The following is a 24365-nucleotide window of genomic DNA, read 5'->3' as shown; positions in this document are numbered from 1 at the left end:
TTTGCCACCTCAGACCGGGGCGGTTCGGATCGGCTATGCGCGCGTGTCGACGGCCGACCAGAGCCTTGATGTGCAGACCGATGCGCTGTCCAAGGCCGGATGCACCATCATCTATGAGGAACGAGCCAGCGGATCGAAGGACGACCGCGCCGAGCTGGCGCAGGCGATCAAGGCGCTTCGCGCGGGGGATACGCTTGTTGTGTGGAGGTTGGACCGCCTAGGCCGCTCGCTCTCCCACCTGATCGGCACCGTCAACGACCTCGCCGCGCGCGGCATCGGGTTCGAGAGCATCACCGAGAAGATCGATACCGGCAGCGCAGTCGGCCAGTTGATGTTTCACCTGTTCGCGACTCTCGCACAATTCGAGCGTCAGCTTGTCAGCGAGCGGACGAAGGCTGCACTGTCATCGGCGCGCGCGCGCGGACGGAGCGGCGGTCGCAAGACCACCCTGTCGCTCAAACAGCTACGGCAGGCAAAGACGCTGATGGACGACCCGGACCTGACGGCTAATGATGTCGCCAAGACGTTCGGCGTTAGCAGGGCGACGCTTTACAATGGGCTGAAGCGTCTAAAGACTGGCGAATCATCGAACCAGAAAGCGACTGCGTAAGGGGCGGCAACCCCGGCAGTCGATAACCGCAAGTAGGAGGCGGCAACATGAAAGAGGGCTTTACTTCGATAGGCGCAGCTACAGGCGACCTTTTCGCGTCGATCGAAAAGGATCGCGCTAAGAAGACGACCCGCGAGCTGACATTGATCGACAAGGGTTTTGAGATTGCTGCGTCACGCCCCGAGGGCGTGGACGTGACGTTCATGCACACGATCCTTTGTCAGATCGGATTGCCCCGCTCGAAATTCGATGGCGAACGGTTCGAGCGCCGCAACGGCAGCGCCGCCCTTGAAGTGCGTGCAGGAAGCATGTGGAACGGCGAAGAAATGGTGCGTCAGGATATTCCTTACGGCCCCATTCCGCGTCTGATCCTTGCCTATATCTCGTCATACGCAGTCCGTGAGCGGACGCCGGTGATACCGTTCGGCGACAGCGCCAACGATGCGCTGCGTTTGCTTGGCATCGAGAAGGGCGGCCCTGCCTTTCGTATGTTCCGGAAGCAGCTATCGGCGCTGGCCACATGCCACATGACGATCGGCTTCACGGCCGGGGATCGCGCATTCACGTTCCACGGCAATCCGGTTGAGCAGTTCGAGGCATGGCTTCCCGGCCAGGAAGGGCAACGCTCGCTTTGGCCTTCGAGCCTTGTTCTCGGTAAACGGTTCTATGAAACGCTGATCGAACATGCGGTGCCGATCGACCTGCGGGCCTTCTCGTCCCTTCGGGGATCAGCGATGGCAATGGATATCTATCTATATCTCGTCCAGCGGCTGCACCGCGTGAACAGGCCCGTCGCTTTGACGTGGTGGATGCTCAAGGACCAATTCGGCCAGGAGTATGTCGGCGCGGACTCGCTCAAGGACTTCAAGAAGAACTTCAAGAAGGCGCTCGCGCAAGCACGGTCCGTTTATCCAGACGCACAGGTCGAGATCGTGCGGGGAGGCATAAAGCTCTTTTCCTCTCGTCCTGCGGTCGACCCGAAAGAGGCGAAGCGGCTTATCAAGTAGCCGTCATCGTGAGGCGGATGCGGCGTCATGCACAATAGGATCGCGATGTTACGGGGCGAGCTGGCCGTTTCCCGTCAGCAGCTCGCAGACGCGGTTAAGGCCAATGTGCAAACGATCGGGTCTATCGAGCGCGGCGATTCAGCGCCGGGGCTTGAGCTGGCGATGAAGATTGCCGGGGTTTTTGGGGTGCCGATTACGGCAGTCTTTTCGCTCACCCCATTCGAGCCGATCGCGCAGCGCCTACAGCGATCCGGCACGGATTAGCGACCGCTTCGAGGTGGTGTTAATCGCACCCCCTTTCGGGGTTGCGGGGTTGGCGCTGCTCGCCCGAAACGCCCATTATCGGCGGTGTTAATCGACCCCCTTTCGCGATCGGGCGAAGCCGGTGTTAATCGTACCTCATTCTCGTCCGGAGCGGTGTTAATCGACCCCCTTTGGGAGCTTCCGGACGTTTCCACAGAGCGGTGTTAATCGCCCCCTTTTCCGGTGATAATCAGACCCCCCGAGCGGTGTTAATCGCACCCCGAACGACTCGCGTTTTCGGTGTTAATTACCCCCCACTAACCTATATATACCTATACACTCTTACCTTTAGCGGCCTGTCTGTGGGCAACTTCGGCGCGAACATCACCGCCGCCTCTTGGGGGCTTCGCCCCCGCCAGCTCCTCGCTTCGCTCGCCCGGACGCGCTTCGCACGTCCTCCCACCCGGCATCCCCCATGATGACAGCCTGCGGCCGACTCCTTTGCTTTTTTTTGGGGATGGTCAAACGTCGTACTCCCTTCCGACGTCCCACACGCGGCAAACGAAAGACGCACCGGCTTCGCCGGCGCGAATGCTCCCCAGGGGGACCAAGCGGCTTTCGCGGTTCTCTATTACCGATGTTGACGCTTGCCGACATCGAGCCAGGATCGAGCTGGTCGCGATCGTGCTGCCCTGAAATGGAATGGGGCCGGAACCCGGCAAGGCCCCGACCCCCATTTCGCCCGTAGGAGTGGGCTAATGTCCTCCCTGATATAGCGATCGGACCTCACAAATCCAAGCTGCCTCAGACGATCGGCGCGGGTTCGATCCCGCTGACGATAGGCCCCCTCCCCTCCCGCCAACGCGGCCCGTCAGGACCTCATTCCGAGGCTCGATGCCCCTACCCTGCCGAAACCGCATCAAAAGCGGCTCCACGGGCTTCCCTGCGCGCGATGGGCCTATTCCTGTTGTGATGGGGAATGGTCGCTGCGCCGCCTTGTACGATCAAGGAAATAACCGGCTGCGCCTACGGTTTCCGCTGCGCGGACCCTCCGTTTTTTTCCTTGATCGCGGCGCCTGCGCTCCCCTCAAATCCCCATCAGGAATTGGCCTGATCGAGCTGAAGGACAGATCCCATGCAGAACATCGCTGAATTTCGCATCATCGGCCGCGTCGGTAAGATCACCGAGCATGAGCGAGTGACGAAGGTTTCCGTCGCGGCCAACTACAACCGGCAGGAAAACGGAGAGTGGCTAACCGACACGCACTGGAATGAGGTCACGCTGTTCGGTCGCCTGATCGAGCGCGCATCGTCGGCCAGGAAGGGCGACCTAGTGCATATCACCGGGCGGGTTCGCCAAAATTCCTACGACGCACCCGAGGGCAAGCGTTACACCGTGGAGCTGATCGCGGATGGCTTTGCCATTCTCGCCAAGGGCAGCGAACAGGACGCCGGGTAAGGCTCCGGGGCCGCTGCGGCGGCCCTTTCGCCTAAAAGGATATTCTCCTAGATATGCAACGGGATATCGGAATAGAGCGTTATATTGGTGGATCATTAGATATCGATTGTTAGAAGGATATCCTTTCTGGTGTCGCTTGTTCGTGGTATGATGCCGCGAAATAGGAGGATCGACGATGCCCGCTATCGCCGTTGCCAACCCCAAAGGGGGCGCAGGCAAGACGACGCTGACTTTTGTGCTGGCGGGGGAGCTAGCGCGTAGCGGCGCGACCGTTGCGGTGATCGACGCGGACCCGAACGCAATCATCGCAGGGTGGGGACGCAAGCGGACGGAACAGGGCAAGTCTTTGCCGTTCGAGATCATTGCCAGCCCTAAAGAGTCCGAGCTGGTCAAGGTGATCGACCGCTACACGGCCTCCCACGACTTCGTGCTGATCGATCTTGAAGGGACTGCATCGCGGATGACATCGCGCGCATTGGCGCGGTCGCACCTCGCATTGGTCCCGTTCAACCTATCGCCGATCGACGCCGAGCTGGCTGCGAACGCCGTTGCGCTCATACAGGAAGAGGCCGAGGCGTTAGGGCGAGACATCCCGTTCAGGCTTGTCCGAAGCCGCGACAATGCAGCGATCGAGACAAAGACCGCCAAGCGGATCGTCGCAGCGATTAACGCGGCCGAATTGCCGCTGTTGTCGACCGGGCTGGTGGAGCGCGCAGCATATCGCGATATTTTCGACTTCGCTGCGACACTGGAAGAGCTGGAAGACGGCCAGACATCCGGTCTTGCCGCAGCCAGGCGCAACGCGCTCGACGTGGCGCGAGCGGTTGTCGAAGCGGTGCAGCAGGAGATGGCGCGTTGACCGGCTACGGCTTTGGCAAGCAGCGGGGAGGGCGGACCGCTCCCGATCCACAGGGTGATGCTATCGACCTGTCAGGCATCAAGCGCACACCGCTCCCAAACGACCCCGAGCGTGAGGCCGCAGCTATCGAGCGAGGCGCTGCGATGGGGTTTGTCGACAGAGGCGAGCGTGAACCGCAGCCCCAGGCCGACGCCGGCCCGAGACGCCGGCGACAGTCAGCACCTCCGCAGAGCAGCGTTTATGTCAAAGGCCCGAAGGACACGATTGATTGGTTCGTCGAGTACACCAATCAACGCGGTCATCGGTCCTACTGGCAGACGATCGCCGAATTTCGCGCGATGGTGGAGGGGACGGCCGACCCCAGAGGTGAAGGCACATGAGCGGTATCGAGCAAGCTGGACTTCTGATTTTTGCGATCATCGTCGTGCTGATCCTCGCCGCACGCGGCGCGGAACCCCGGCATGTCGAAAGGGTGCGTGACGGCGACGAGGACACTTGGTGGTGGTCGCGCCGATCGTGGTGGAGTGACAGGCGATGAAGACGATCGCGGTGAACATCGAGAAGGGCGGGGCGGGTAAGACGACCATCGCGTGTCATCTTGCTTGGCACCTTGCCGACGCAGGACACCGCGTTCTCGTTCTCGACCTTGATCGCCAGTGCAACGCCACATCGGCCTTGCGCGAGTTCGAGCAGCTTGGATCGTGCAAGCCGCTATTCGAGCCTGACTATGTGCCTCCCGCTACCGGAAGGCTGGCGATCTACTCGAACCGGATGCACGGCGAATATGACGCCAACTACTCCGGCGCGCTCAATGCCTTCCGAACCAATTTCCCGAAGCTATCGCCGCTGTTCGATTTTTGCGTGATCGACACGCCTCCCGCGTGGAGCTGGATCAACTTCGCGGCCTTGATGATGTGCGACGACCTTATCGTGCCGGTTGAGCTTGGACCGTTCGGCCCGGATTCCACAAAGCAGCTTTCAAATTCGATCCAGACCGTGAACCAGCGCGGACGCAAAACGCCGATCAATGTCGTCGGCCTTGTCGCAAACCGTGTGAAGGCCAACGACAAGAACCAGCTCGCGATGCTGGAGGAATTGAAAGCCAAGATCGGCCGCAACCTGTTTGCGACCCATCTTCCCGATCGATCGCATTACAGCCAGGCCGTGCAGGCCGGTGTTCCGGTTTGGCGGCACGATAAGGACACGCGCTCGTCGCTTCCTCCCATGCGGGCCTTTCTCGACGAAGCGATGCAGCGGATGGGAGTTTGACGGTGGACTTCGGAGATATCTTCGCGAGCAAGGACGAGGTTGCTCTTCAAGGCCGCGTCCTGTCGCTTCCGGTCGACGCCGTATATCCGGACCCCGAAAACGTCCGGACCAAAATCGATCAAGCCGAGATCGAGGCACTGGCGGCGACCATCAAGGAGCGCGGGCAGATACAGCCTATAACCGTTGCTCCCGCCGATGATGACGGGCGCTATCGGATCTACTTCGGTGAACGGCGCTGGCGCGCGTGCCGGCACCTTGGGATCAATGTGTCTGCGATCGTCAGCGAACAGCACGACCCCGCCCAGGTTCGGATCGACCAGTTCATTGAGAACGACCAGCGCGAGCAGCTTTCGACGCGCGATACCGTTGCATTCGTCGAGCGCCAGCTTGCGGCCGGTATGTCTATCATGGACCTCGCGCGGGCTACGGGACGCGATCATGCGATGCTGTCCCGGTTCCGGGCGTTGATTGGAGCGCCCGAATTTCTCGCCGCACGACTGGACGACATTCCGGTTCGCGGGGCGGCGGCATTGGTGAAGGCCGCGAAGAGGGACGAGGCGGCTACGCGCACCTTTGTTGATGCAGCGCCGATCGGTTCGCTTACCGTTGCGGAGTGCGAGCGCTTTGCGCGCGACCAGGGCGAGGCGCGTCAGGCTGACGATCGCGGATCACCGCCAGCGCCGAAGACTTCACCGACGGCAGAAGGGCAGGGGGAAGCACCGGCCAGCCCCGCGCAGACGCGCCGTCCGCCTTCGTCCAACGCCGCGGTTTCCAATGAACCGACCGCGACGTTCATTGAGGTGGAAGGCAAGCGGGCGCGGGTCATCGAAGCCGTTGTGCAGTTCGATGATGAAGCCACGCCAAGAACGATCCGGTTCGACGGCTAAGGCATAATATGGCCGCGATCGGCATGGTGGAGCGCCACCCCGATCGCGGATGACAGCGGCGAAAACTGGCGGGCAAAATCGCCCGATTTTTTCCTTCCGCGTCTTTCTCCCTCATGGTCGACGACGGTGAATGTCGTGGCTCGGGCCACGACAAAGGGGTGTAGATTGGTGGGGGATGTTTGATGGGCAGGATAGGGGTTGCTGCGTTCATTGTATTACACTACACCTCGCAATCGAGGAGCCGCAACCCGATGACATCCCCCACCGAAGGCAAGGCAATGATGGCGGTCCGCGTCGACCGTTCCACGCTCGCCGCCTTCGACGCGCTGGCCGAGGGAAGGGGAGGGCGCAGCGCGCTCCTTCGATCGATGCTCGATCAAGCCATGCAGAATGTCGCGACTGCGCCCCGCGTGTCGGCTCGCGCGGAGAGCGCGACCGGCCGCTTATCCATCACGCTTACCCCGACTGAATTGGCAGTCGTCGACCAGCGTGCGGCCGAGCGCGGCACCGATCGCGCGGGTTGGGTCAAGGCACTGGTTCGCCGTCACGTCGGCTTGAAGGGCGACGTCGACGATGGCTTTCGTGACGCGGTGGCTCCTATCCGGATGCAGTTGCAGCGGATTGGCCGAAATCTGAATCAGGCGATGAAAGCCGGTAATGCGGCGATGATGGCGGACAGCGGTTTGCAGATCGATCGCGAGCTGCGCCGCATCGCGGACATGCGCGAAGAGATCAACGAGCAGATCGCCGCGCTTGGCGCGGCGCTGCGCGGTGACGCCTCCTATTGGGAGGTAGCGGACTAATGTCGTTCGGGGACCGTGAGGACGATGTTTGGGGCGCGCTAAAGCCGACCTTCAGACCGCGCGTCTTCGGCGATCCGAACATGCGCTATGCCGCACAGATCAGGAATGGCACGGGGCCATTCGCCCGTCAGGCTGCGTCGGCCGCGCCGGCACGCCCCGACGCGCGCGCTGTCCTTGCGCGGGTAGTCCGCAAGTCGCCCGAGGTGTTGGTGAAGGTGACGGGCCGTAAGAAGGGCGCGAAGCACCTTGCCGCCCACCTCGACTACATCGGGCGTCACGGCAAGCTGACGATCGAAACTCGGGACGGCGAGAAGATCGAAACGAAAGCCGATATGGAGCGGCTTGCGGACGAGTGGTCGGATCAGCTCTATTGGCGCAAGAGCACCAGCGTGTCCGCCGTGGCGATGGTATTTTCCATGCCCCAAGGCACGGACCCTGAAACGGTCAAGCAAGCCGTTCGCGAGACGGCCGAGAAGCTGATTGGCGACAATCACGATTGGCTAATGGCGCTGCATACTGACACGCCCAGGCCGCATGTTCACCTGACCGTTCAAGCGGAAGGTATGGACCGGAATCGCTTCGATCCCCGGCGTGAAGACCTATTCCGTTTCCGCGAAGGTTTTGCGGAGGCGTTGCGTAGCCGGGGCATTGAGGCCGAGGCTACCCCGCGCTATTCGCGGGGCCAGGGCCGAGCAGGCGTCAGTATGGCACTGGCGCAGATGCGGGCAAAGGTTCTCAGCGGAGCGTCGAAGCTCCCCACCGAAACGGACATACGGCAGGCCAAGGAAGCCGTCTTGGTAGCCCAGGGGAAGGCTCAGCATCCGATTTTTGTGGCAAAGTCGCGTGCGCGTTGGACGGATACCCGGCAGCGGTTCGAGGTTGCGGCCGAGAAGCTGGAACAGAGCGGCGACCATGCCGACCGCGAGCTGGCGCGCGACGTGCGGGCGTTCCTGAAAGATCGTCCATCGATCGAGACTGTCCCCGACCGTGTGCTGCGCAAGACGGAAGAGCGGTTGAAGGCCATGCGCGAACGCGAAGCGGATCGGGACCGGCAACCGACGAGGCAGCGCGGTCAGGATAAGCCGCTCCCTGAAAGAACGCCGCCTATACGCCGACGTTAGCGAGGGCGCTCAGCCTTTTGGATTGGCAGCGCCCGCGCGTCACGCAGGTGGGTAGGGTAGATCATCGGCCTTCGCGTAGGCACTCAGGTCTTCGAAGATGTCCTTCCATAGCTCGTCACTCATGGGGAAGCCGAACAGGTTGCGAAGATAGTAGGCACCTTCAGCAGCCAAGAACGCTATCCGAAGGCGACGCGCCTCGCTTCCTTGCGCTTCCAATGTACCGACGCGCTCATGATACCAGCGATTGGAGCTGGTCTCCGTCTGCCCCGCGCTGGCTAACGCGACCATCAACGCTGCGACGTTGGTGCTTTCTTCTAGCGTGAGTTCCGTTGTCGTCCGAATATGGGCGAGCATGCGGTCCCGCTCCGTCGTGCGGCCTGCCAATTCCTTATCAAAACGCGCCTGCTCGCGCATCAGCCAGCGGTTCAGCATCGCATCCATCAGGACTTCGCGCGATCCAAAGGCGGATTGGATGCTCGCCTTGGGGACTGCCGCAGCGGTCGCGAGGCTGCCGAACGTCAATCCGGCTGCCCCACTTTGCGCAACGATGGTTTCTGCCGCGTCGAGCAGCCGCTCGCGATCGAGGGTTCTAGGTCGAGGCATGGCACATTCCCACTTGCGTCTAGATACGACCGTATCTAAATAGGCTTGATCGGATCGTAAAGGACCGAATTAGAAAGGAGTCCTTGGCGTGAAACGCAAGCAGGTAGTGATCGTGGGAGCTGGCTTTGGCGGGCTTGCCGCAGCCAAGGCGTTGAGCGGGCGAGACGTGAACGTCACGCTTGTCGATCGCACTAATCACCATGTCTTCCAGCCCTTGCTCTATCAGGTCGCAACAGCCGCGTTGGCACCGTCTGACATCGCGACGGCAACACGTACGCTGGTCGCTGGTGGTGGCAACGTGACGACCTTGCTAGAGGAGGTCGTCGGCATTGATGACGACGCTCGTGAGGTGATCGCGGCTTCCGGTGATCGCATTCCCTATGATTACCTCGTCCTCGCAACCGGATGCCGCTACAGCTTCTTCGGCAACGACGAATGGGCTGAGCATGCGCCTGTTCTAAAAACCCTCTCCGACGCTCTTACGATACGCGAGCGACTGCTTGACGCCTTTGAGCGCGCCGAACGTAGCATCGACCCGGTGGAAGTCGCGTCGTTGTTGACGTTCGTCGTGGTGGGCGGTGGCCCGACTGGCGTAGAGATGGCTGGGGCAATCGCCGAGCTTGCTCGCACGATGGTCGCGAGCGACTTCCGCAACATCGCCGACAAGCGGATCAGGATCATTCTGGTAGAAGGCGGGCGAGAAATCCTTTCTGCCTTCCCTGCCGACCTGCCTGTCTATGCGGCACACGCGCTCGAAGACATAGGCGTCGAAGTCCGACTTGGTGCGCCGGTTCGCGTCATCGATGCGCAAGGTCTCCTCGTTGGCGATGAAAGGATCGAGGCGTCCACCGTCATCTGGGCGGCCGGCACCCGTGCCGATGACGGCGCGCACTGGCTTGGCGGCGAGGCCGCACGCAATGGCGCGATCCGTGTCGAACCCGACTGCTCCATTCCCGGTAAGCCACACATCTTCGCGATCGGCGACGGCGCGAGCTTCACCGGAGAGGACGGCAAGCCGCTACCGGGACTGGCACCCGTCGCCAAGCAGCAGGGCGGGTATGTCGGCGGGCTGATTTGGCGTCGTATTGAAGGCCGTGCCGCTCCGACAGCCTTCCGCTACCGCAATTGGGGATCGATGGCGGTGATCGGCCGCTCCCATGCTGTGGCTGATTTCGGAAAGGTGCGGTTGCATGGCTTTGTGGCTTGGCTCTCGTGGTCGCTTGTCCACCTCATGCTGCTCGTCGACTTTCGCAGCCGTTTGACCGTCTACGTCAATTGGGCGTGGTCCTGGTTCACACGCGGGCGCGGCGTGCGGCTTCTGACCCGAACGAACCAATCACCCGTCCTCACGACGGCGAACATCGCAACCTCTATCCCGAAAGGCTTTCGCTGATGGCTTGGCTATATCTCGTATTCGCTGGCGTGCTCGAAATCGGTTGGCCCGTCGGCCTGAAGATGGCGCAGGTTCCAACCACTCGCATTTCCGGCATCCTCATCGCTGTGGCTTTCATGGCGGCGAGCGGCTTCCTGCTATGGACTGCGCAGAAGAGCATTCCGATCGGAACCGCCTACGCCGTGTGGACTGGCATCGGAGCAACCGGCACGTTTCTTATCGGCGTGATGTTCTACAACGATCCGGCGTCCCTCGCCCGGTTCGCCGGTGTCGGACTGATCATCGCCGGTGTCGCGACCCTAAAATTTGGTCACTGAGCGTCGGAACGGACGATCATGGCAGGTTCAACATGCTCATTCCTGAGTGGCGCAGCGCTATGTCTCTACGCCGTCCTCTCACATCTTTATCGAGCGCATTTCCCGCGCCTAGCGATGATCCTCATGATCGTTGTTGGTGTTGGCATCATCATCGTTGGGGGCGTTCAGTTGATGATTGAACGCTGGACTATTCCTCATGACTCACCGGACGATCACCAGCGGCTGCGTTCAGCAAATCGGCGTCCTCCGCCTTCGCTTTTTTAATCGACCAGATGGCCCTCCCCGAAAGGAATTGGGAGAGGTGCCGCAAACCCGACAGGTTGTCCGGCCAGTCGGGCTTGCTGGCGGTTGCGTCATCGACCGACGAGCTTTTGCCAGAAGGTCCGGCGCTTTGGCGGCAGCGCGGCAAGGGCGGCTTGCACCACCTCTTCGGAAGGCAGCTCCCAACCAGGTTCAGCCTGCCGATCGGCAATCAGCGTATCGTACAGGTTAGAGGGTATTTCGTCCCAATCCTGCGTTTCGTCCGGCGTCCGGCCTTCCGGTTCGAAGTGCTGACGGAGCTTATCAACCAACGGTCGGGGGTCGGCATACTCGCTATGGCTGGTTCCGTACCAAGGCGACGGCTCTTCCCGATGGGCGTTCAGTTGCAGGTAGAATGTGTTCAGTCCGGCATCCCAACCGATCACATGGAAGTTATTCCACATATGGAATACGTGACGGCTCATTGCGCGTAGGCCGGACGATCATAGCCTTTGCGCGGACCCTGATAGATCGGTGATTTGTCGTCCGGCGAGCGCTTCACGAAGCGATAGGTTGGCCCAACAAGGGCATCGCCCTCGACCTTGTACGGCCCCGCGATCGAGGGTCCGGAAAGGATAACCTGATCGCCCGACATTTCATAGGTGCCGCTGGCGCCGCTCGACAGCGTGAACGTCGACGGACCGAAGGTGGCGACCACGCCACGCACCGGCCCGTTCTCCATGTTGTAGGTGCCTTCAACCGACTTTTTCGAGCAGCCAGCCAAGGCCAACGCTCCTGCCAGAATTAGCGCGAATTTCATCGTTCCCTCCCTCTCAGCGACTGCGGGTCGGCGTTTTCTGCAAAACCTGATCCTGTTGGATTTCACGGATGCGTTGGGCCTGTTGCTGACGAACCTCGATACCGGCGACACGCTCGCCGCGTTCGATGCGCATCGCAACCTCTTCCTTGCGACCCGCCACGAACTCGCGTTGCTTGTTCGTGTCGTCAGGAAAGCGGGTCGACGCGACGGTCATCGAAAGGGCGACGATGCTCTGCGCGCGCTTCAGCTCCGGGTCTTTCGCGTTCTGTACATCGGTTTGACGGCGGAAGCGTTCGGCCAAATCGGCACGCGGCTCCGGTTTTTCTTTGTTGTCGCGGACCTGGTTGTCAGTGCGCGCCGCCTTTTCCTTGGGGGCGGGCGTCGACGCCTGACGGGCTTGCTCGCGATCGGCAGCGGCGCGCGTCTTCTCGTCGGGCTTATAGCCGTCGATCCGGATGCCTTGCGCGTGCGCAGCGAGATAGGCCGCACGCTTGAACTCTTCATCGCCGTTGATCTTGAGCGACGTCCAGCCATTCGCCTTCGCCAACCGCACCAGATCGGGCAGGGAGGCGCTATCCTTCGCCTTGATCTTATCGGCCGAGATCGTGGCGACCGGCTCCTTATCGTGCGCGCTGCGATACAGCTTGTTTCCGACCCGCAGGAAGCGGGTGTCCAGCTCGGCAGGCATTTCCACGTCGTTGCGCTTCCGCGCCCCTACCTTGGCCTCCGGAGCCGTTGCGTTCGCATTCTCAGCCATATTACCGCTCCTGTTCGATTACGCCCACAAGCTCACCGCCGCGCTCTTCCGTGGCGACATCAATCAGCATGTCCGGAAAGTCCGAAGTCACCACGACATCGATCGCAAAATCTTCGGCGTCAGGATCGGTGAGCTGGTCGAACGTCGGCATGATGCAGTCGGGTAGATCCTCGTCGTCGTGGACGCGGCGCGCGATCGGCTCGACGATCGGCGCGGGCAGGACGCGATTGCGAAAATGAGCGTCCGCATAATAGCGAATTTTGTCACCATGGATCGGAGCCATACCGCCGCGCAGCAGGATCAAATCTTCGTTCGGGAACTGCATCAGCTCTTGCGGGAGCAGCAGCGCCCGCCGTTGATCCGACATGGATTTGGAGCGGTTGGCGAGGATGCCGTTGATGGTCAGCGACTTGGTGATGCTTTCCTGCCCGATATAACCAATGCGCTCCGACAGCTCGTTTGCGACCCGCAGCTCCTTGGGCGTGAACGCGACTTCGACGCCGCAGTTGGCGACGATTTCGGTCGCAACATGCTCCCCATACACGGCACGAAGTTGCGACCGCGACTGGATGACAGGCAGCAGGCGGATGCCGTAGCCGGCGACGTAGGAGAAGGCGCTAGCGATGACCTGCGCACGCCCGATGCGCGCGAACTCGTCGAGGATGACGAGAACTTGCACGGGCGTTTGATCGTCGGGCAGATCGCGGACATTCAGATCGATCAGTTGCTGGAACAGCAGATTGTAGAGCGGCGCTACGCGGTCCAGCTCGTCCGGCGAAACGCCGAGATAGATCGACATCGGCCGCGATCGGAGCTGGCGCAGATCGAAGTCGCTTTCCTCCGTCGCCGCATCGACACGCGGGTTGAGCCACAGGCTCAGCTTCGACGTGACGGTTTGCACGATCCCGGCGAACGTGTTGTCAGCCCCCGAAGTGAAGTCCGCCAGCGCGTTGCGGCAGCCTTGCGACAGGTGGCGGCTTTCCTCTTCGAGAACGCGCTTGAAATAGGCGCGGGTGTCGCCCGTGGTCATCAGCCGATAGATCGCGCCAATTGTGAAGGGCATATCGGCTTGCGCCAGATAGGCCCCGACGCCGACGAACGCGGTGCGGGCAGAATCCGTCCAAAACGGTTCGCCGCGCTCAGGCGGCACGAACAGCATGGTCGCGATTTTCTGTAGCTCGATGATGACCTGATCCGGGTTGGTTCGGTCGATGTAGCTCAGCGGGTTGTAGCGGGCCGTCCGGCCTTCCGGATCGGTCGGATTGAACAGGTAAACCGCCTGCCCGAACTTGGCGCGGAAACCGGCCGTCGCGTCCCAATTCTCGCGCTTCACATCGAGGACGACGACCGAGCCTTGCCACCCGAGCAGGTTGGGAATGACGATGCCGACGCCCTTGCCCGAGCGGGTAGGGGCTTCGACGATGCAATGTTCATTGCCGCCGAAGATCAGGAATTTGCCCCGCTTCTTCCCCAGGACAATGCCGTCGTCCGAGCGAAAGCCGCCTGCCTTAATCTCGCGCTCTTTCGCGAAGCGTGCCGCGCCGTGCAGCGGAGCCTTCTTCTGAAGCAGGAACCAGACCATCAGCCCGGCGACCACCAGACCGACGACCAGGCCAGCACCGAGCGCCTTCAGCACGGCGGGATCACCCCGGTAGTACCAGAAGAACGCCGGCATCTTGAGCGGGTCGAATTTCGCCGCTGGCAGGCTCAGGTAGAACCATGCCACCAGCGACGCGATCAGGAAGACGACGACCGCCGCGACGGGCAGCGCCAGGGCGAGGATAGAGCCGCGTTTAGGCTGCATGACGCGCAGCCGGATCATAGTGGATTTCGGTCATTTTGAACTCGCCGTTGACCTTCCGCATCTGCACCACGACGTCGACGAGGATCTTGAGCAGCGAGCGGATATCGTCGCGCGCCAGATCGGACCCGGCCTCGCTCTCCTTCACAAGCAGCGTCAGTTGCTCGAACGCCAATTCGGCCGAGTCCGCGTGGATGGTGGTGATCGATCCGGGGTGGCCGCTGTTGACGTTGCGAAGGTAGAAAAACGCCGTTCCGTCGCGCAGCTCTTGGAGCAGGATGCGATCGGGCCGCATCCGCAATGCGCTCTCGAGCAATTCCTTGGCCGTCACCTTGGCGGTGCCGGTGCCGTCCTTGCTGTAGAGCATGTGGACGACATTCTTGTGAGGCACGACCAATTCGCGGGTGTCCTCAATGGTCAGCAACCGCTCTTCGTCGGGAATGAGCTTGATGAGGCCCTTGGAGAATGTCGTTTTACCCGAGCCGGTCGCGCCCGAAATAAGGATGTTGAGACGGCTGCGAACGGCCAGCTCGAAAAATTCGACGTGCCTCCCGGTATGCAGAAGCCCCAGCAGCTTTTCCTCAACCGGGCTTATCCGCTTCGTGGCGATCTCCGTTTGCGAGAAAAGGCCGCTCGCCTCGAAATCCTGAAGCGTCATCGTCTTCGTCGATGGCTTTCGGATCGTGATCGAGACCGTACCGTCCGGCACGACGGGCGGCATGACGAGCTGGACGCGCTCGCCGGTCGGGAAGATCGTCGAGCATATCGGGTTTTCCCGTGTCACGTCCTGCGAAGTGAACGCAGCCGCAGCCCTCGCCAACTCGTTGAGCGCGTCGAGGGTCAGGCCCTCTTCGCGCTCCCAGGTCCAACCGCCCTTCCGCTCAACCCCAACCTGCGCCGGCTCGTTGATGACCACTTCCGTTACAGCGTCGTCGTCCAAGTATTTCCGGAGAGGTTGGACGGCGTTGTCGAGGATCGCGGTGTTGCGAAAGGAGCCACCCGTCATTTCAGATTCAGCCCATAGACCTGCGAGAAGTCGAAATCCTTGGCGACGGTGATCGCCATTTCCGCGCCTTGATTGATCCGCACCACGGGCCGGATTTGCTGGGTGTCCTGTAGGATTTGCGAGGTGGAATCGGACGGGACGCGCGTGATGTTGGTCCCATTCGGTCCCACGGCCGAGGCCGCAACCTGCCCGCCGCTTTCGAGAACGCTGAATAGCAGCGCCCCGCCGAACCGCTCCCAGAAGAACCGATTAATCTTGCCTGTCATACCGGCACGGCCCAGGCCATCCGACGCCGGCGAACCGATGTCGATCGCAACGCCTCGCGGCGTGACGGCCCGTGTCCACATGGCGAACAGGCGATATTGGCCGCGCTGAAGCCCGCCCTGATATTCGCCGAAAACGCGCGTGCCTTTCTCCATCAGCACGACGCGTCCGTTGTCCGAATAGATGTCGCGAGGGATGATGCAGGTGGCATAGCCTGGCACGCTGCTATCCATCGCGGTTTGCAGGGTGCAGGGGATGATCGCGCCTGCCGTCACCAGATAGTTGCGGTCCCCGATCAGGCGCGCAGTCGCGCGGCCGATCGCGGATGTCCGCTTCAGCTCGTCCAGCTTCGTTTGCTGGCTACCGCCTGCGCTGCCACGATCCGCACCGTATTGGTCATCGTCCGCGCCGTTCTGACCAGCGAAGCCGCTACGGTTTCCAAAGCCAGCGGCCGAGCCATTGTAGGCCACCAGCGTCGACCGGCGGGCGGAGTCCTGCAACGCCAGCGCTTCCGCGCGACGCTTTTCCGCCGCGGTTTGCTCGCGGGTTTGCTGACCATTCGCAGCAGACCGCCCGTCGGGGCCGACTGGCGTGATCGGCTGACCATCGGGACCGATCGCCGGGACTTGCTCGCCGGTGAGCTGGACCGGCGCGTTCGGGTCGCGGGGCGCTGACGCAAGAGTGGGCGCAATGACCGTGTTCGGATCATAGGGCGCTTGGTCGACCGCTGGCGGCTTGGGCTTCGTAAGGGCGACCTCATTGCTGCCCCCGATCCCACCCGTGGCGAGCATCAAGATCAGGAACAGGCCACCGGCACCCAGCGCGCCGGCACCGATCATCTTCTTATTGTCCCACTCGACCGTCTTCAGCGACGGAATGCGGTTCGGACGATCCGCAGCGGTGCGGTCAATCTCGTCGATGTTGGGCGTCGCATCGACGTCGAATCTCTTGTCGGACACGTCAGTTCTCCGTCGTGCGTTCAACGATTTCGGATGCCGTGTCCGTCTTGGGATCGCGGCCGTAGTAGTTCGGGCCTTCGTTGTAGATGCACAGCACCACCTTGCCCCGACGCAGGCGCAGTTCCTTGTAGACGCCGTGCAGGACGACAAATTCGTCCCGCACGTCGAAGGACGCGGTTGCCTCACTCCCATCCGGGTTGACGGTGAAGATCGCGGGGATTTCCCGCTGGTTCGGGAAGCGCATGACCGTAAATTGGCCATTGTCGCTGACTTCCGAAGGCTGGATCGCGGACGCGCCCTGGACGGTATATTTCATGTTCCGCGTTCCTTCGAGAACGCCGATATCCAGAGCCGTTTTGACCGCGCTGTTCTGCGCCGCGAGTGCAGCGGCAATCTGCGCCTTCGCCGCAGCCGCCCGGGCCGCTGCCTGCTCTTGCGCGGGGTAGCGCATCCGAACCTTGAAGAACGAGCCGCCACCTTTCGCGCCGGCGATCGCCGTCAGCTCGAACGTGTAATTGCGCTTTTCGCCTTCGTAATCGGTCACGACGATCAGGTTCGTCGTGCCAGCGCGCTCGCGCGGCTTGATGAACAGCGAATTGTCAGCCGGGGCGACTTCCCACGAGACGGTGTCGCCCATCGCCACAAACTTGATCTGCTCGCCAGGAGCGAACTCAATCTGCGTGGCGGTCCGGAACGCGCTCCGGATCGAGATGACATTGCCGTCCGTATAATTGACCTCACGCACACGCGGATCGAGGCCGGACGCGCGCGGGGTTTGCTCCGCGTGCGCTGGCATACTCGATAGCACGAAGAGCGCGGCCGACAGGCTCAGGATCGTCTTCATTTTCCGGGGATCTCCACGTCGGCCCTGTAGGACTTGACCTGAAAGCCGAGCGGGTTGGCGTAGCGGCCCGCTTCGGATTCCGGCTTCGACAGGACATCAAAGGTGATGGTTGCGATGACCGGCGTTTCGGTCACTTGCTGGTCGCTTTCGCGCCGCTTGGTGAAGCGGACTTGCGCCACGTTCGGGGAAATGAACGTGACCGCCTTAACCTGCACGAACACGGAGTCATTCGCCGTGAGCTGGTTTTGCGGAGAGTCCGGATTGTCCTTCTTATAGAAGGCGATCCAACGGTTCTGTTCTTCGCGTGCCGACAGCGCCAGCACCTGATTAAAGAACTCCGTCCGAGCTTGCGGAATCCAGCCCTCGCGCGCCCGGACGTAGCTGGCGAGGAAGTATTTGCGCACCGCCTCGTCGTAGGTGATTGCCTTGTCACCCCGAAGCTGTTGCGTCACTTCGGTCGCACCCGTCGATTTGTCGACGGTGATGACATAGGGAACGACGGTCTTGAGCGGCGACAACGCCATGACCGACCCAACGCCAACGACAGCCAAGACGCTCGCCACGCCGGCGACGGACCATGCCAACCGCTTCGAGCGATTGGCTGCTACAAAACGATCCCGGTCCCAGCTTTGCGCTTCCGCGAAATAAGCCTTCAGATCGTCGTCACTGTCTTTCACGCCGATCGCCATGTCAGCAGCTCGCATAAGAGGTTGGCAGCGCCGCATGGCGGTCGCCGGGGAGGTTCGCGCTGATCGCAGGAACCTTGGTGGTATTGGACGACACCGGCCCAGCCCCGGCAGGGGCGTCGGAGGGCGGCGGGAACAGGTTGGTAGGTGCGGGGGCTGGCGCTGCTGAAGCAGCGCTAGCGGGCGTCGCGCCGTAATTCTTCGGTACGGTCGGAAGGACCGTCCCATAGAGATTTGCCGGTCGCTTTTTCTGCCCGTTGCACCGGGGCAGCTTGTCGTCCTTCGGGCCAGCGACAGCCGGGACCGACGGCGTGAGAGTCAGAAGGGCGAGAGTCGCCAATGCTGCGCGGATTTTCATGCCGAAACTCCTGTTAAGTGCGTGTCAGTGTGCCGCCCGAACGGGGGGCGGACCCACCGCCGCCCCCCGCCGAACCGCGCGAGCTGAAGGCAGCACGCGCGAGGTCGCGGGGAGCGTTGGACATTGCGCGTCCCGCCATCGGCGCGATGTTGCCGGTGACGGCGTGGGCGAACTGCGTAGCGAGAGCAGGACCACCACCGCCGAGGCCCGATGCGAGCGACGGGATTTGCAGGAAGAAGAAGAACCCGAGGATGTAGAAGGCGATGGCCTTCAGCGCCGCGACCATGATGTGATCGTTCGTCGTGATGGCGTTGATGAACGTGTCCGTCGTTTGCGAGACGAACAGCGTCACCAGCAGCGCAAAGGCGACGAGCATGATGTAGCTGATCGCCGAGCCGAGCCACGCGAAGAAATAGCCGCGCGTGCTGTCGAACAGCAGCGCGGCCAGGAACAGCGGCCCTACCACCGCCAGCAGCGCGAGAGCGAACAGCGCGAACGCGCAGATCGTAAAGCCCAGCGCGGTCGACAGGAGGGCGATGACGAGGATCGTCAGGTTCAGGAGCGCGGCGGTCAGGATCTCGATGAAGTTATTGGGGATGCCAACGAGGTTGGTCCCGGCTTCCGCCGTATGGCGATCGACGATTTCCGTGATTTTCGCGATGGCGCGGAACGCCCCTTGCAAGAGCGTGTCGAAGTAACCCCCCAGACCGTCGACGTTCGCACCGCCTAGCGCGTTCGCGAAGTCGCGGGGCAAACCCTCCATCGTCAGCATCCCGACGTGCGCGCCGTACATGGTGCTGACTGCGTAGCAGAGGGCGGCGAGCTTCAGTCCGCGATAGACGAACTCGCGGAAGGGAAATTGAACCGCGCCCCGAAGGATCGCGCCACCCAACAGGATGATATAGATCGTCACACCCGCGATCAGAGCGGGCCTTACGAGGGCGATGATGGCCGCATATTTCGCGATGATCGCGGCGAGAGCGCCGTCGACCGCCGTGAACATTTCCGTGAAAATCGGGAATTCCATTAGATCATCATCCCTCGCAAGCGCCGCAAATGGGCTAGATGCCCATCTGCTTTTTGAGCTTGTCGTTCTCTCGGTTGTTGAGCTTGCGGTTGGCAGCCAGGCCGACGTTGTTGCAGTTGGTGGTCACGACGGACGGCCAAGAGCCGATCGGCCGCTGCGAGGCTTTCCACCGATCGCACACGCCTCGCATTTCCGCGGCTTCGTCTTCGTGAGCCACGAAATAGTCGACCGAGCGCAGCGGGATATCTGACCGGAGGTCATTACCCGTCTGCGCCTCTTCGGATGGAGTGCAGCCAGCGACTAGCGCGGCTGCACCCACCATGATCGCAAGGGAGCGGCGATCGAGCATCAATCGATACCCATTTGCTGCGCCATCTTGGCGTTCTCGCGTTGCCGCTGGCCGACATAGCCGGTGTATTGGGCTTCGGCCTTCGCGCGACGCTGGATCTCGATCGCTTGCAGCGCGAGCGCATCGTTCGTCATCTGCGCCTGTTCGAGCTGAAGGCGGGCCTGCATATCAGCGCGCTCAGCCGGCGACGTCGCGCTATTGAGGCGGCCCCGCAGTTCCTCCAGGCCCTGCCGGCGCGACGTGACCGACGATCCGACATTGGAGGCAAGCCCCGCCGTCACCGCCGCCTCGCGCGCACGTTGCTCGTAGGCCGTGCGCGTTTCGGCCGATGCGCCCGAGGGCAGTTGCCCCATGATGCGCTGATAGGCTTCGTTCGCCTTGCCGCGCAGGCCACCCACGACGTTCAGATCGCCGTCGGTGTAGCCGCCAATGTTCGTGTCCGAGACGTCAGCCGAACGCAGCGCGTCATTCTTGAGCTGTTGCGCAACGCGGCCGATATCCGTGACCTTGTTGAAGTCGTTATAGAGCTTCTTGGCTTCGTCGAGCTGTTGCGCGCCCTGCGTCACCATCTTCCGCGCCTCATTCAATTCCTGAAGCTGGCGGGCGAAGGCTTGGGGATCGAACACGATGCCGCCAAATTGAGCGTGCGCCGGTCCTGCAAATATCAGCGCTGGCGATGCCAGCGCTAGAACGAACAGCTTATTTCTTAGCATGGCCTTCTCTCCTTCAGCTTGGACGACGACGGTTGTGGAAGATCGGCAACCAGACAGCCGGGTCGCGCCCGTATTCGGCGATGACCTCAGTTGCGATTGCGGTGGTTTCCGCGCGGCCCGATAGAACCGCCAGCTCGTCGTCCAGGCCGGACAGGTCCAGCTCGACGACCACACTGTCATGCTGTTGCTTGACGAGGAATTTGCGCGATTCCGGGGATAGCTCTTCCCGGATCAGGGCATATTCCGCCTCCGTCATCGAGAACCCGTCGATGTAATCGCGACGGTTCCCGTTCGGATTGGGAAGCATGATCTTGGTCGCAACCTGCTCCAAGATCGAGTGACTGATATCGCTCTTGAGCGCATCAGCCGGTGACTGCGTGGCGAACACCAGCAGCGCGTTGCGCTTACGATAGGTTTTCAGACCGTCTTGTGCGAAGCTCCGGAACGCATCGTCACCCAATGCCTTCCAGAACTCGTCGATCGCGATAATCGTCCGCTCGCCATTCAGCAGCGCATCGATGCGCCGGAATAGGTAGAGCATCAGCGGCGTCCGGATTTCCGCATTGTCGAGGAAGTCCGTCATGTCGAAGCCGATGAACCGGCTATCGAGCTTCATTTCATCTTCCGCGTTGTCAAAGACCCAGCCCATCGACCCGCGCGACGTCCATTTTTCCAACCGCGCGCCGACCCCGCTTGGATCGGCCATGCCGAGCATTGTGCGCAGCGCGTCGAACGACCGCTGTTCGGCCGGGAGGCGCATCACCGCGTTCACGCCCTCGTCAATCATCCGTTCCTCTTGGACGGTGATCGGTCGCCCTTCCGCCTTTACGAGCTGGCGGACGAAGAGCGACAGCCAGGCGCGATCCTCATGCGTATTGGACAGCGCCTTGAGCGGCGCGAAGCCGGTTGGCGCACCGTTCGAGAGCGTCAGATACGTGCCGCCCGAAGCCAGCACGAAAATTTGCGCGCCCCGGTCCTTGTCGATGAAGATTTGCCGCGCGCCGGTTTTCTCAGCCTGCGCCATGAGAAAATTGACGATGACGGTCTTACCGCCACCAGACGGACCGATGACCATCGTGTGGCCGAGGTCCGCCTTGTGGAAGCTGAAGAAATAGGGGCTGCGCGCGCTCGTCTTCATAAGGGCGATGGCGTCGCCCCAATGATTGCGATCGGGCTTGCCCGCCGGATAGGTATGGAACGGGGAGAACGCCGCGAAATTGAGCGAGGTGATCGGCGCGGGCCGCGCCCGCCACGCGAAATTGCCGACGAGCTGGCTCCAATATGCAGCTTCGAGCGCCGCGCCCTCGCGTGCCGCGACCATGCCAGTATCGGCCAGCGCGGCGCGCGCGATCGACATATTGTCGCGCAGCCCCTTGAGGCTTTCCGCATAGACCGCGAGCGTGAAGTGATGATCGCCCAGGACGAAGCGGTTGGACATGAGATCGTCCGACGCATCGACCAGATCGTGCATCTGACTGACGGCGCGATCGTCGGCATTTTCCATCTGCTTCTGACGCAGCCGGAACCGCTCCGCAGCCGTGGCGCGGCCGAGGAAGGTGAAGGATTGCGTCAGCACGAAGCCGAAATCGACTGCCAGCAGGGACTCAAATTGCCGTGGCGTCGTGAAAGCGGGGTATTCGCGGATGCCGAACATACCGCCGAACGAGCTGCGATCGGCGTCGCGCACTTCGACCGTCTCACCGCCGAAGATCGTGCGTTGGCGGTAGAGGGCGCTCCCAGCGTGACCACGGATGATCGGCACCCGGCGATGACGTCCCGTCATCACCATTTCCACGACCTCTAGCGGCTCCGAGAATTTCAGGCCCTTGTAGCCATATACTTTGAGCCGGCGCGGCTCGCAGCGCGACAGCAGCTTTTCGAAATCGCGCGCCTTGTCTTCAAGCAGCTCTAGTAGATCCTCGTCGACCGCATCGGCGGACGCATCGCGGCGCGACTTGCTCTTGAAGAGCTGGATCAGCTTGTCGGCACCGTGGACGGCGGGGCGCGCGACCAGCGTGACGAAGAACCGATTGATGAACATGCGTTCGCGGTTCATGCGCTCAAAATAGGCCGCATCGAGATCGCGGGCGAACTTCGACCGGAAGTTGCCGCCCGGATATTGCTCGACGCGCGCACGCACCAAATGCGTCCAGATCGAAATGCGATCGTCGTGCAGGTTGCGCAGCATCCCGTTGAGCTTGGAATGCCAGTCATTCAGATCGCGCACGTCCGATGTCTCGAACGCGCGCCCCTGAAGCTCGAACGTCAGCATCATATCGCCGCTATCCAGCGCGATGACCTCTTCGTTCACATGCCGCGAGTAGGGCAGGAATTTCGTAGGCAGCACTTCCTTGAGCGCGACCTTCATCGGCACCTGATCGGATAGACGATTAGCCTTAGCCATTGCGGCCGAACCCCTTGCGCTTGATGCCTTTGAGGGGGAGCGGCGTGTAGCTGGAGCCGCCCCAGAAGGCCCGATTCCGGCTAGCCGCCTTGGTGCGGCCCCACAGGAAGATCAGGCGAAATGCGTTCACGTCATGCCGCACGATCAAGCGCGAGAGTCCGAATTGGACGCCGGCGATCACCGCAGCATAGAGCGGGTTGTTGAGGCCGATCAGGACGATGACCGACACAATCATGATGAAAACCGCAGCTTCGATCGGGATGCCGGCGAACAGCGCGGGCCGCGTCACCGCCAGGAACAGCGTGTTGCGCACCATGTTTTCGCGGTCTTCGGACATCGGTGTTTCCCTAGCTACGCAACTGGAAGGGGCTGGCGCGTCGCCAGCCCCTTCATTGGATCAACCACCGTTGAGCTGATCGACGATCCACGGTGCCGAGAAGATCAAGGCGATACCGATGATGACCGTGACGAGAGCGCCGGTGTTGACGCGACCCGTCAGCCAACCGAACCCGGCTGCGATGACGGCGAGGATGGCGACAGTGCGCAGCAGGCCGTTGCTCAGTAGCCCGAGGACCGCCGTGCCGAACCCTTCGAGGTTCGTTTGAGCGAACGCCGGTTCGGCCGAGAACAGGGTGGCAAAGCCAACCATGCTCAGGATCGCGAGCCAGTGTGACGCCTTGCGCTGACGGGGAGAGAAACCTTCAACGCGGTTGGTGACATACGAGCGAAGGGCGAGAGCTGGCCCCCCGATCGACGACGCAATGTTCATCAGTCTTCTCCTGTTGGGGCGGCGTGCGCCCGCTCGTAATCCGCCTTTGCAAACACATCCCAAGACGGCGGTGAGGGGGGACGTTCAGCTTTTCGCTGACCGGGACGGGACGTGTTTTCTTCGACCAGTGCCGCGAGCAGCGACGGACCGTCGCGCTCAGCATCACTTGGAATTTCGGGGGTGCCGGTCGAGGCCGACAGGGCAACGGGCATCGCGCGCACGCCGTCAGAGACGCCGGCGTTACCGACCACCCGACCGACATAGCCGTTGCGGAAACCGCGGCTTTGCGAGCCGGTGTTGTACATAGACAGGGCGATGCGGAGGGCGGTTTGCGGATGCAGGCCATTGCGGACGCTGCGATAATTTCCCGCCAGGACCGCGCCCGCAGCCGCGATGTTCGTGCAAGGGTCGAACACGGTGTCCCATGTCAGACCCAACTTCTTCATATTCCGCGAGTTGATCTGACCTAGGCCGAGATCCACCGAATATCCTTGGGCGACATAGTAGCGCGCGACACGCGCGGCATCGGCCGCGTTCGTCTGTCGCGCGGGCTGGCGAGCAAGGCCGTTCACGTTGAGCGCGAACTGCCAGCCCCGGCTTTCCGTGTGGACGATCGCGGCGATCGTCGACGGGGCCACGTCGGGCGAACATTGCGCCGCGAGGCTCAGAATCATGGCCGGGACGAACTGCATCAGCGCCCCACCTCGCGGTGCGGACGCTGGCAATTCCCTACAATTCGGACCGGCCCAAACGGGGACCTAACGGCGCTGGCAGCGTCGAAACCCGACAAGCGATTT

Annotated in this window: 31 protein-coding genes; 14 read left to right on the top strand and 17 right to left on the bottom strand. The window is 61.9% G+C overall.

The annotated features are described in order from the left end of the window. The first annotated feature begins 1 nt into the window (after position 1). The 11 genes from ACRYLO_RS13435 to ACRYLO_RS13385 all read left to right on the top strand — a co-directional run bounded on the left by ACRYLO_RS13435 (position 2) and on the right by ACRYLO_RS13385 (position 8258). Positions 2-610, top strand: a complete 609-nt coding sequence (locus tag ACRYLO_RS13435) for a recombinase family protein (RefSeq protein ID WP_482660627.1) — start codon at positions 2-4, stop codon at positions 608-610. 47 nt (positions 611-657) lie between these two features. Beyond that, positions 658-1617, top strand: a complete 960-nt coding sequence (locus ACRYLO_RS13430; RefSeq protein WP_482660626.1) for a replication protein RepA — start codon at positions 658-660, stop codon at positions 1615-1617. A 45-nt stretch (positions 1618-1662) separates the two neighbouring features. Beyond that, entirely contained in the window at positions 1663-1881 is a 219-nt protein-coding gene (locus ACRYLO_RS13425; RefSeq protein ID WP_482660625.1) for a helix-turn-helix transcriptional regulator, read from the top strand. 1114 nt (positions 1882-2995) lie between these two features. Beyond that, positions 2996-3319: a single-stranded DNA-binding protein gene (locus ACRYLO_RS13420; RefSeq protein ID WP_482660624.1), complete on the top strand. Its 324-nt coding sequence runs from the start codon at positions 2996-2998 to the stop codon at positions 3317-3319. A 175-nt stretch (positions 3320-3494) separates the two neighbouring features. Then, positions 3495-4178, top strand: a complete 684-nt coding sequence (locus ACRYLO_RS13415; RefSeq protein ID WP_482660623.1) for an AAA family ATPase — start codon at positions 3495-3497, stop codon at positions 4176-4178. Further along, positions 4175-4558, top strand: coding sequence for a hypothetical protein (locus tag ACRYLO_RS13410; protein ID WP_482660622.1), 384 nt, complete (start codon positions 4175-4177; stop codon positions 4556-4558). Before ACRYLO_RS13415 ends, ACRYLO_RS13410 begins: the two co-directional genes overlap by 4 nt. Continuing rightward, positions 4555-4716 (top strand): hypothetical protein, encoded by a 162-nt coding sequence (locus tag ACRYLO_RS13405; RefSeq protein WP_482660621.1) that lies wholly within the window; start codon positions 4555-4557, stop codon positions 4714-4716. Before ACRYLO_RS13410 ends, ACRYLO_RS13405 begins: the two co-directional genes overlap by 4 nt. Then, a complete protein-coding gene (locus ACRYLO_RS13400) occupies positions 4713-5447 on the top strand; it encodes a ParA family protein (RefSeq protein ID WP_482660620.1) in 735 nt (244 codons plus the stop codon). Before ACRYLO_RS13405 ends, ACRYLO_RS13400 begins: the two co-directional genes overlap by 4 nt. A gap of 2 nt (positions 5448-5449) precedes the next feature. Next, positions 5450-6334, top strand: coding sequence for a ParB/RepB/Spo0J family partition protein (locus ACRYLO_RS13395; protein WP_482660619.1), 885 nt, complete (start codon positions 5450-5452; stop codon positions 6332-6334). Positions 6335-6615: 281 nt separating this feature from the next. Beyond that, positions 6616-7137: a hypothetical protein gene (locus tag ACRYLO_RS13390; RefSeq protein WP_482660618.1), complete on the top strand. Its 522-nt coding sequence runs from the start codon at positions 6616-6618 to the stop codon at positions 7135-7137. Further along, positions 7137-8258: a relaxase/mobilization nuclease domain-containing protein gene (locus ACRYLO_RS13385; RefSeq protein ID WP_482660617.1), complete on the top strand. Its 1122-nt coding sequence runs from the start codon at positions 7137-7139 to the stop codon at positions 8256-8258. The genes ACRYLO_RS13390 and ACRYLO_RS13385 overlap by 1 nt, the downstream gene beginning before the upstream one ends. A gap of 39 nt (positions 8259-8297) precedes the next feature. Here the strand turns inward: ACRYLO_RS13385 and ACRYLO_RS13380 are convergent, their stop codons facing one another. Continuing rightward, positions 8298-8861 (bottom strand): TetR/AcrR family transcriptional regulator, encoded by a 564-nt coding sequence (locus ACRYLO_RS13380; RefSeq protein ID WP_482660616.1) that lies wholly within the window; start codon positions 8859-8861, stop codon positions 8298-8300. An 88-nt stretch (positions 8862-8949) separates the two neighbouring features. Between ACRYLO_RS13380 and ACRYLO_RS13375 the strand changes: the two genes are divergently transcribed. The 3 genes from ACRYLO_RS13375 (at position 8950) to ACRYLO_RS13365 (ending at position 10835) form a co-directional block, all read left to right on the top strand. After that, positions 8950-10254 (top strand): NAD(P)/FAD-dependent oxidoreductase, encoded by a 1305-nt coding sequence (locus ACRYLO_RS13375; RefSeq protein WP_482660615.1) that lies wholly within the window; start codon positions 8950-8952, stop codon positions 10252-10254. After that, positions 10254-10571 carry a DMT family transporter gene (locus tag ACRYLO_RS13370; protein WP_482660614.1) on the top strand — a complete coding sequence of 106 codons (318 nt, stop codon included), beginning with the start codon at positions 10254-10256 and terminating at the stop codon, positions 10569-10571. The genes ACRYLO_RS13375 and ACRYLO_RS13370 overlap by 1 nt, the downstream gene beginning before the upstream one ends. A 114-nt stretch (positions 10572-10685) precedes the next feature. Continuing rightward, complete coding sequence (locus tag ACRYLO_RS13365; protein WP_482660613.1) at positions 10686-10835, top strand: hypothetical protein; 150 nt, start codon at positions 10686-10688, stop codon at positions 10833-10835. Positions 10836-10924: 89 nt separating this feature from the next. On the opposite strand, the gene ACRYLO_RS13360 is transcribed toward ACRYLO_RS13365, so the two are convergent. Genes ACRYLO_RS13360 through ACRYLO_RS13285 form a run of 16 tightly spaced genes read right to left on the bottom strand, consistent with a single transcriptional unit; the run spans position 10925 to position 24260 of the window. Then, positions 10925-11296, bottom strand: a complete 372-nt coding sequence (locus ACRYLO_RS13360) for a hypothetical protein (protein ID WP_482660612.1) — start codon at positions 11294-11296, stop codon at positions 10925-10927. Then, on the bottom strand, positions 11293-11631 hold the full coding sequence (locus tag ACRYLO_RS13355; protein ID WP_482660611.1) for a hypothetical protein: 339 nt from the start codon (positions 11629-11631) through the stop codon (positions 11293-11295). Before ACRYLO_RS13355 ends, ACRYLO_RS13360 begins: the two co-directional genes overlap by 4 nt. A 13-nt stretch (positions 11632-11644) precedes the next feature. Continuing rightward, positions 11645-12388: an LPD7 domain-containing protein gene (locus tag ACRYLO_RS13350; protein WP_482660610.1), complete on the bottom strand. Its 744-nt coding sequence runs from the start codon at positions 12386-12388 to the stop codon at positions 11645-11647. Between the two features lies 1 nt (position 12389). Next, positions 12390-14210, bottom strand: coding sequence for a type IV secretory system conjugative DNA transfer family protein (locus tag ACRYLO_RS13345; protein ID WP_482660609.1), 1821 nt, complete (start codon positions 14208-14210; stop codon positions 12390-12392). Beyond that, complete coding sequence (gene virB11 / locus ACRYLO_RS13340; protein ID WP_482660608.1) at positions 14182-15195, bottom strand: P-type DNA transfer ATPase VirB11; 1014 nt, start codon at positions 15193-15195, stop codon at positions 14182-14184. The genes ACRYLO_RS13345 and virB11 overlap by 29 nt, the downstream gene beginning before the upstream one ends. Next, the gene (virB10, locus tag ACRYLO_RS13335; RefSeq protein WP_482660607.1) at positions 15192-16418 is read right to left on the bottom strand and encodes a type IV secretion system protein VirB10; all 1227 of its coding nucleotides are present in this window, start codon (positions 16416-16418) and stop codon (positions 15192-15194) included. The genes virB11 and virB10 overlap by 4 nt, the downstream gene beginning before the upstream one ends. A gap of 1 nt (position 16419) precedes the next feature. Next, positions 16420-17262 (bottom strand): P-type conjugative transfer protein VirB9, encoded by an 843-nt coding sequence (gene virB9, locus ACRYLO_RS13330; RefSeq protein ID WP_482660606.1) that lies wholly within the window; start codon positions 17260-17262, stop codon positions 16420-16422. After that, entirely contained in the window at positions 17259-17951 is a 693-nt protein-coding gene (locus ACRYLO_RS13325; RefSeq protein WP_482660605.1) for a VirB8 family type IV secretion system protein, read from the bottom strand. Before ACRYLO_RS13325 ends, virB9 begins: the two co-directional genes overlap by 4 nt. Position 17952: 1 nt before the next feature. Then, complete coding sequence (locus tag ACRYLO_RS13320) at positions 17953-18306, bottom strand: hypothetical protein (RefSeq protein ID WP_482660604.1); 354 nt, start codon at positions 18304-18306, stop codon at positions 17953-17955. Between the two features lie 13 nt (positions 18307-18319). Continuing rightward, a complete protein-coding gene (locus ACRYLO_RS13315) occupies positions 18320-19333 on the bottom strand; it encodes a type IV secretion system protein (protein ID WP_482660603.1) in 1014 nt (337 codons plus the stop codon). Positions 19334-19367: 34 nt separating this feature from the next. Further along, positions 19368-19682, bottom strand: a complete 315-nt coding sequence (locus ACRYLO_RS13310; RefSeq protein ID WP_482660602.1) for an EexN family lipoprotein — start codon at positions 19680-19682, stop codon at positions 19368-19370. Then, the gene (locus ACRYLO_RS13305; protein ID WP_482660601.1) at positions 19682-20395 is read right to left on the bottom strand and encodes a type IV secretion system protein; all 714 of its coding nucleotides are present in this window, start codon (positions 20393-20395) and stop codon (positions 19682-19684) included. Before ACRYLO_RS13305 ends, ACRYLO_RS13310 begins: the two co-directional genes overlap by 1 nt. 13 nt (positions 20396-20408) lie before the next feature. Then, positions 20409-22799 carry a VirB4 family type IV secretion/conjugal transfer ATPase gene (locus ACRYLO_RS13300; RefSeq protein WP_482660600.1) on the bottom strand — a complete coding sequence of 797 codons (2391 nt, stop codon included), beginning with the start codon at positions 22797-22799 and terminating at the stop codon, positions 20409-20411. Beyond that, the gene (locus tag ACRYLO_RS13295; RefSeq protein ID WP_482660599.1) at positions 22792-23136 is read right to left on the bottom strand and encodes a type IV secretion system protein VirB3; all 345 of its coding nucleotides are present in this window, start codon (positions 23134-23136) and stop codon (positions 22792-22794) included. Before ACRYLO_RS13295 ends, ACRYLO_RS13300 begins: the two co-directional genes overlap by 8 nt. 60 nt (positions 23137-23196) lie before the next feature. Then, complete coding sequence (locus ACRYLO_RS13290; RefSeq protein ID WP_482660598.1) at positions 23197-23568, bottom strand: TrbC/VirB2 family protein; 372 nt, start codon at positions 23566-23568, stop codon at positions 23197-23199. After that, positions 23568-24260, bottom strand: a complete 693-nt coding sequence (locus tag ACRYLO_RS13285; protein WP_482660597.1) for a lytic transglycosylase domain-containing protein — start codon at positions 24258-24260, stop codon at positions 23568-23570. The genes ACRYLO_RS13290 and ACRYLO_RS13285 overlap by 1 nt, the downstream gene beginning before the upstream one ends. Positions 24261-24365 lie beyond the last annotated feature (105 nt).

The organism is Sphingomonas sp. SDUR79 (assembly GCF_056821745.1).
This window is presented reverse-complemented; position numbering and strand designations above follow the sequence as displayed.

Bases quoted from the DNA above. Each gene is read 5' to 3' on its own strand.
- ACRYLO_RS13285 (WP_482660597.1), bottom strand. From the start codon at position 24,260: ATGCAGTTCGTCCCGGCCATGATTCTGAGCCTCGCGGCGCAATGTTCG.
- ACRYLO_RS13380 (WP_482660616.1), bottom strand. From the start codon at position 8,861: ATGCCTCGACCTAGAACCCTCGATCGCGAGCGGCTGCTCGACGCGGCA.
- ACRYLO_RS13400 (WP_482660620.1), top strand. From the start codon at position 4,713: ATGAAGACGATCGCGGTGAACATCGAGAAGGGCGGGGCGGGTAAGACG.
- ACRYLO_RS13385 (WP_482660617.1), top strand. From the start codon at position 7,137: ATGTCGTTCGGGGACCGTGAGGACGATGTTTGGGGCGCGCTAAAGCCG.
- ACRYLO_RS13355 (WP_482660611.1), bottom strand. From the start codon at position 11,631: ATGAAATTCGCGCTAATTCTGGCAGGAGCGTTGGCCTTGGCTGGCTGC.
- ACRYLO_RS13290 (WP_482660598.1), bottom strand. From the start codon at position 23,568: ATGAACATTGCGTCGTCGATCGGGGGGCCAGCTCTCGCCCTTCGCTCG.
- virB9 (WP_482660606.1), bottom strand. From the start codon at position 17,262: ATGAAGACGATCCTGAGCCTGTCGGCCGCGCTCTTCGTGCTATCGAGT.
- ACRYLO_RS13310 (WP_482660602.1), bottom strand. From the start codon at position 19,682: ATGCTCGATCGCCGCTCCCTTGCGATCATGGTGGGTGCAGCCGCGCTA.
- virB11 (WP_482660608.1), bottom strand. From the start codon at position 15,195: ATGACGGGTGGCTCCTTTCGCAACACCGCGATCCTCGACAACGCCGTC.
- ACRYLO_RS13315 (WP_482660603.1), bottom strand. From the start codon at position 19,333: ATGGAATTCCCGATTTTCACGGAAATGTTCACGGCGGTCGACGGCGCT.
- ACRYLO_RS13295 (WP_482660599.1), bottom strand. From the start codon at position 23,136: ATGTCCGAAGACCGCGAAAACATGGTGCGCAACACGCTGTTCCTGGCG.
- ACRYLO_RS13360 (WP_482660612.1), bottom strand. From the start codon at position 11,296: ATGAGCCGTCACGTATTCCATATGTGGAATAACTTCCATGTGATCGGT.
- ACRYLO_RS13300 (WP_482660600.1), bottom strand. From the start codon at position 22,799: ATGGCTAAGGCTAATCGTCTATCCGATCAGGTGCCGATGAAGGTCGCG.
- ACRYLO_RS13415 (WP_482660623.1), top strand. From the start codon at position 3,495: ATGCCCGCTATCGCCGTTGCCAACCCCAAAGGGGGCGCAGGCAAGACG.
- ACRYLO_RS13390 (WP_482660618.1), top strand. From the start codon at position 6,616: ATGGCGGTCCGCGTCGACCGTTCCACGCTCGCCGCCTTCGACGCGCTG.
- ACRYLO_RS13305 (WP_482660601.1), bottom strand. From the start codon at position 20,395: ATGCTAAGAAATAAGCTGTTCGTTCTAGCGCTGGCATCGCCAGCGCTG.
- ACRYLO_RS13425 (WP_482660625.1), top strand. From the start codon at position 1,663: ATGTTACGGGGCGAGCTGGCCGTTTCCCGTCAGCAGCTCGCAGACGCG.
- ACRYLO_RS13370 (WP_482660614.1), top strand. From the start codon at position 10,254: ATGGCTTGGCTATATCTCGTATTCGCTGGCGTGCTCGAAATCGGTTGG.
- ACRYLO_RS13365 (WP_482660613.1), top strand. From the start codon at position 10,686: ATGATCCTCATGATCGTTGTTGGTGTTGGCATCATCATCGTTGGGGGC.
- ACRYLO_RS13320 (WP_482660604.1), bottom strand. From the start codon at position 18,306: ATGAAAATCCGCGCAGCATTGGCGACTCTCGCCCTTCTGACTCTCACG.
- ACRYLO_RS13325 (WP_482660605.1), bottom strand. From the start codon at position 17,951: ATGGCGATCGGCGTGAAAGACAGTGACGACGATCTGAAGGCTTATTTC.
- ACRYLO_RS13405 (WP_482660621.1), top strand. From the start codon at position 4,555: ATGAGCGGTATCGAGCAAGCTGGACTTCTGATTTTTGCGATCATCGTC.
- ACRYLO_RS13430 (WP_482660626.1), top strand. From the start codon at position 658: ATGAAAGAGGGCTTTACTTCGATAGGCGCAGCTACAGGCGACCTTTTC.
- ACRYLO_RS13350 (WP_482660610.1), bottom strand. From the start codon at position 12,388: ATGGCTGAGAATGCGAACGCAACGGCTCCGGAGGCCAAGGTAGGGGCG.
- ACRYLO_RS13345 (WP_482660609.1), bottom strand. From the start codon at position 14,210: ATGATCCGGCTGCGCGTCATGCAGCCTAAACGCGGCTCTATCCTCGCC.
- ACRYLO_RS13420 (WP_482660624.1), top strand. From the start codon at position 2,996: ATGCAGAACATCGCTGAATTTCGCATCATCGGCCGCGTCGGTAAGATC.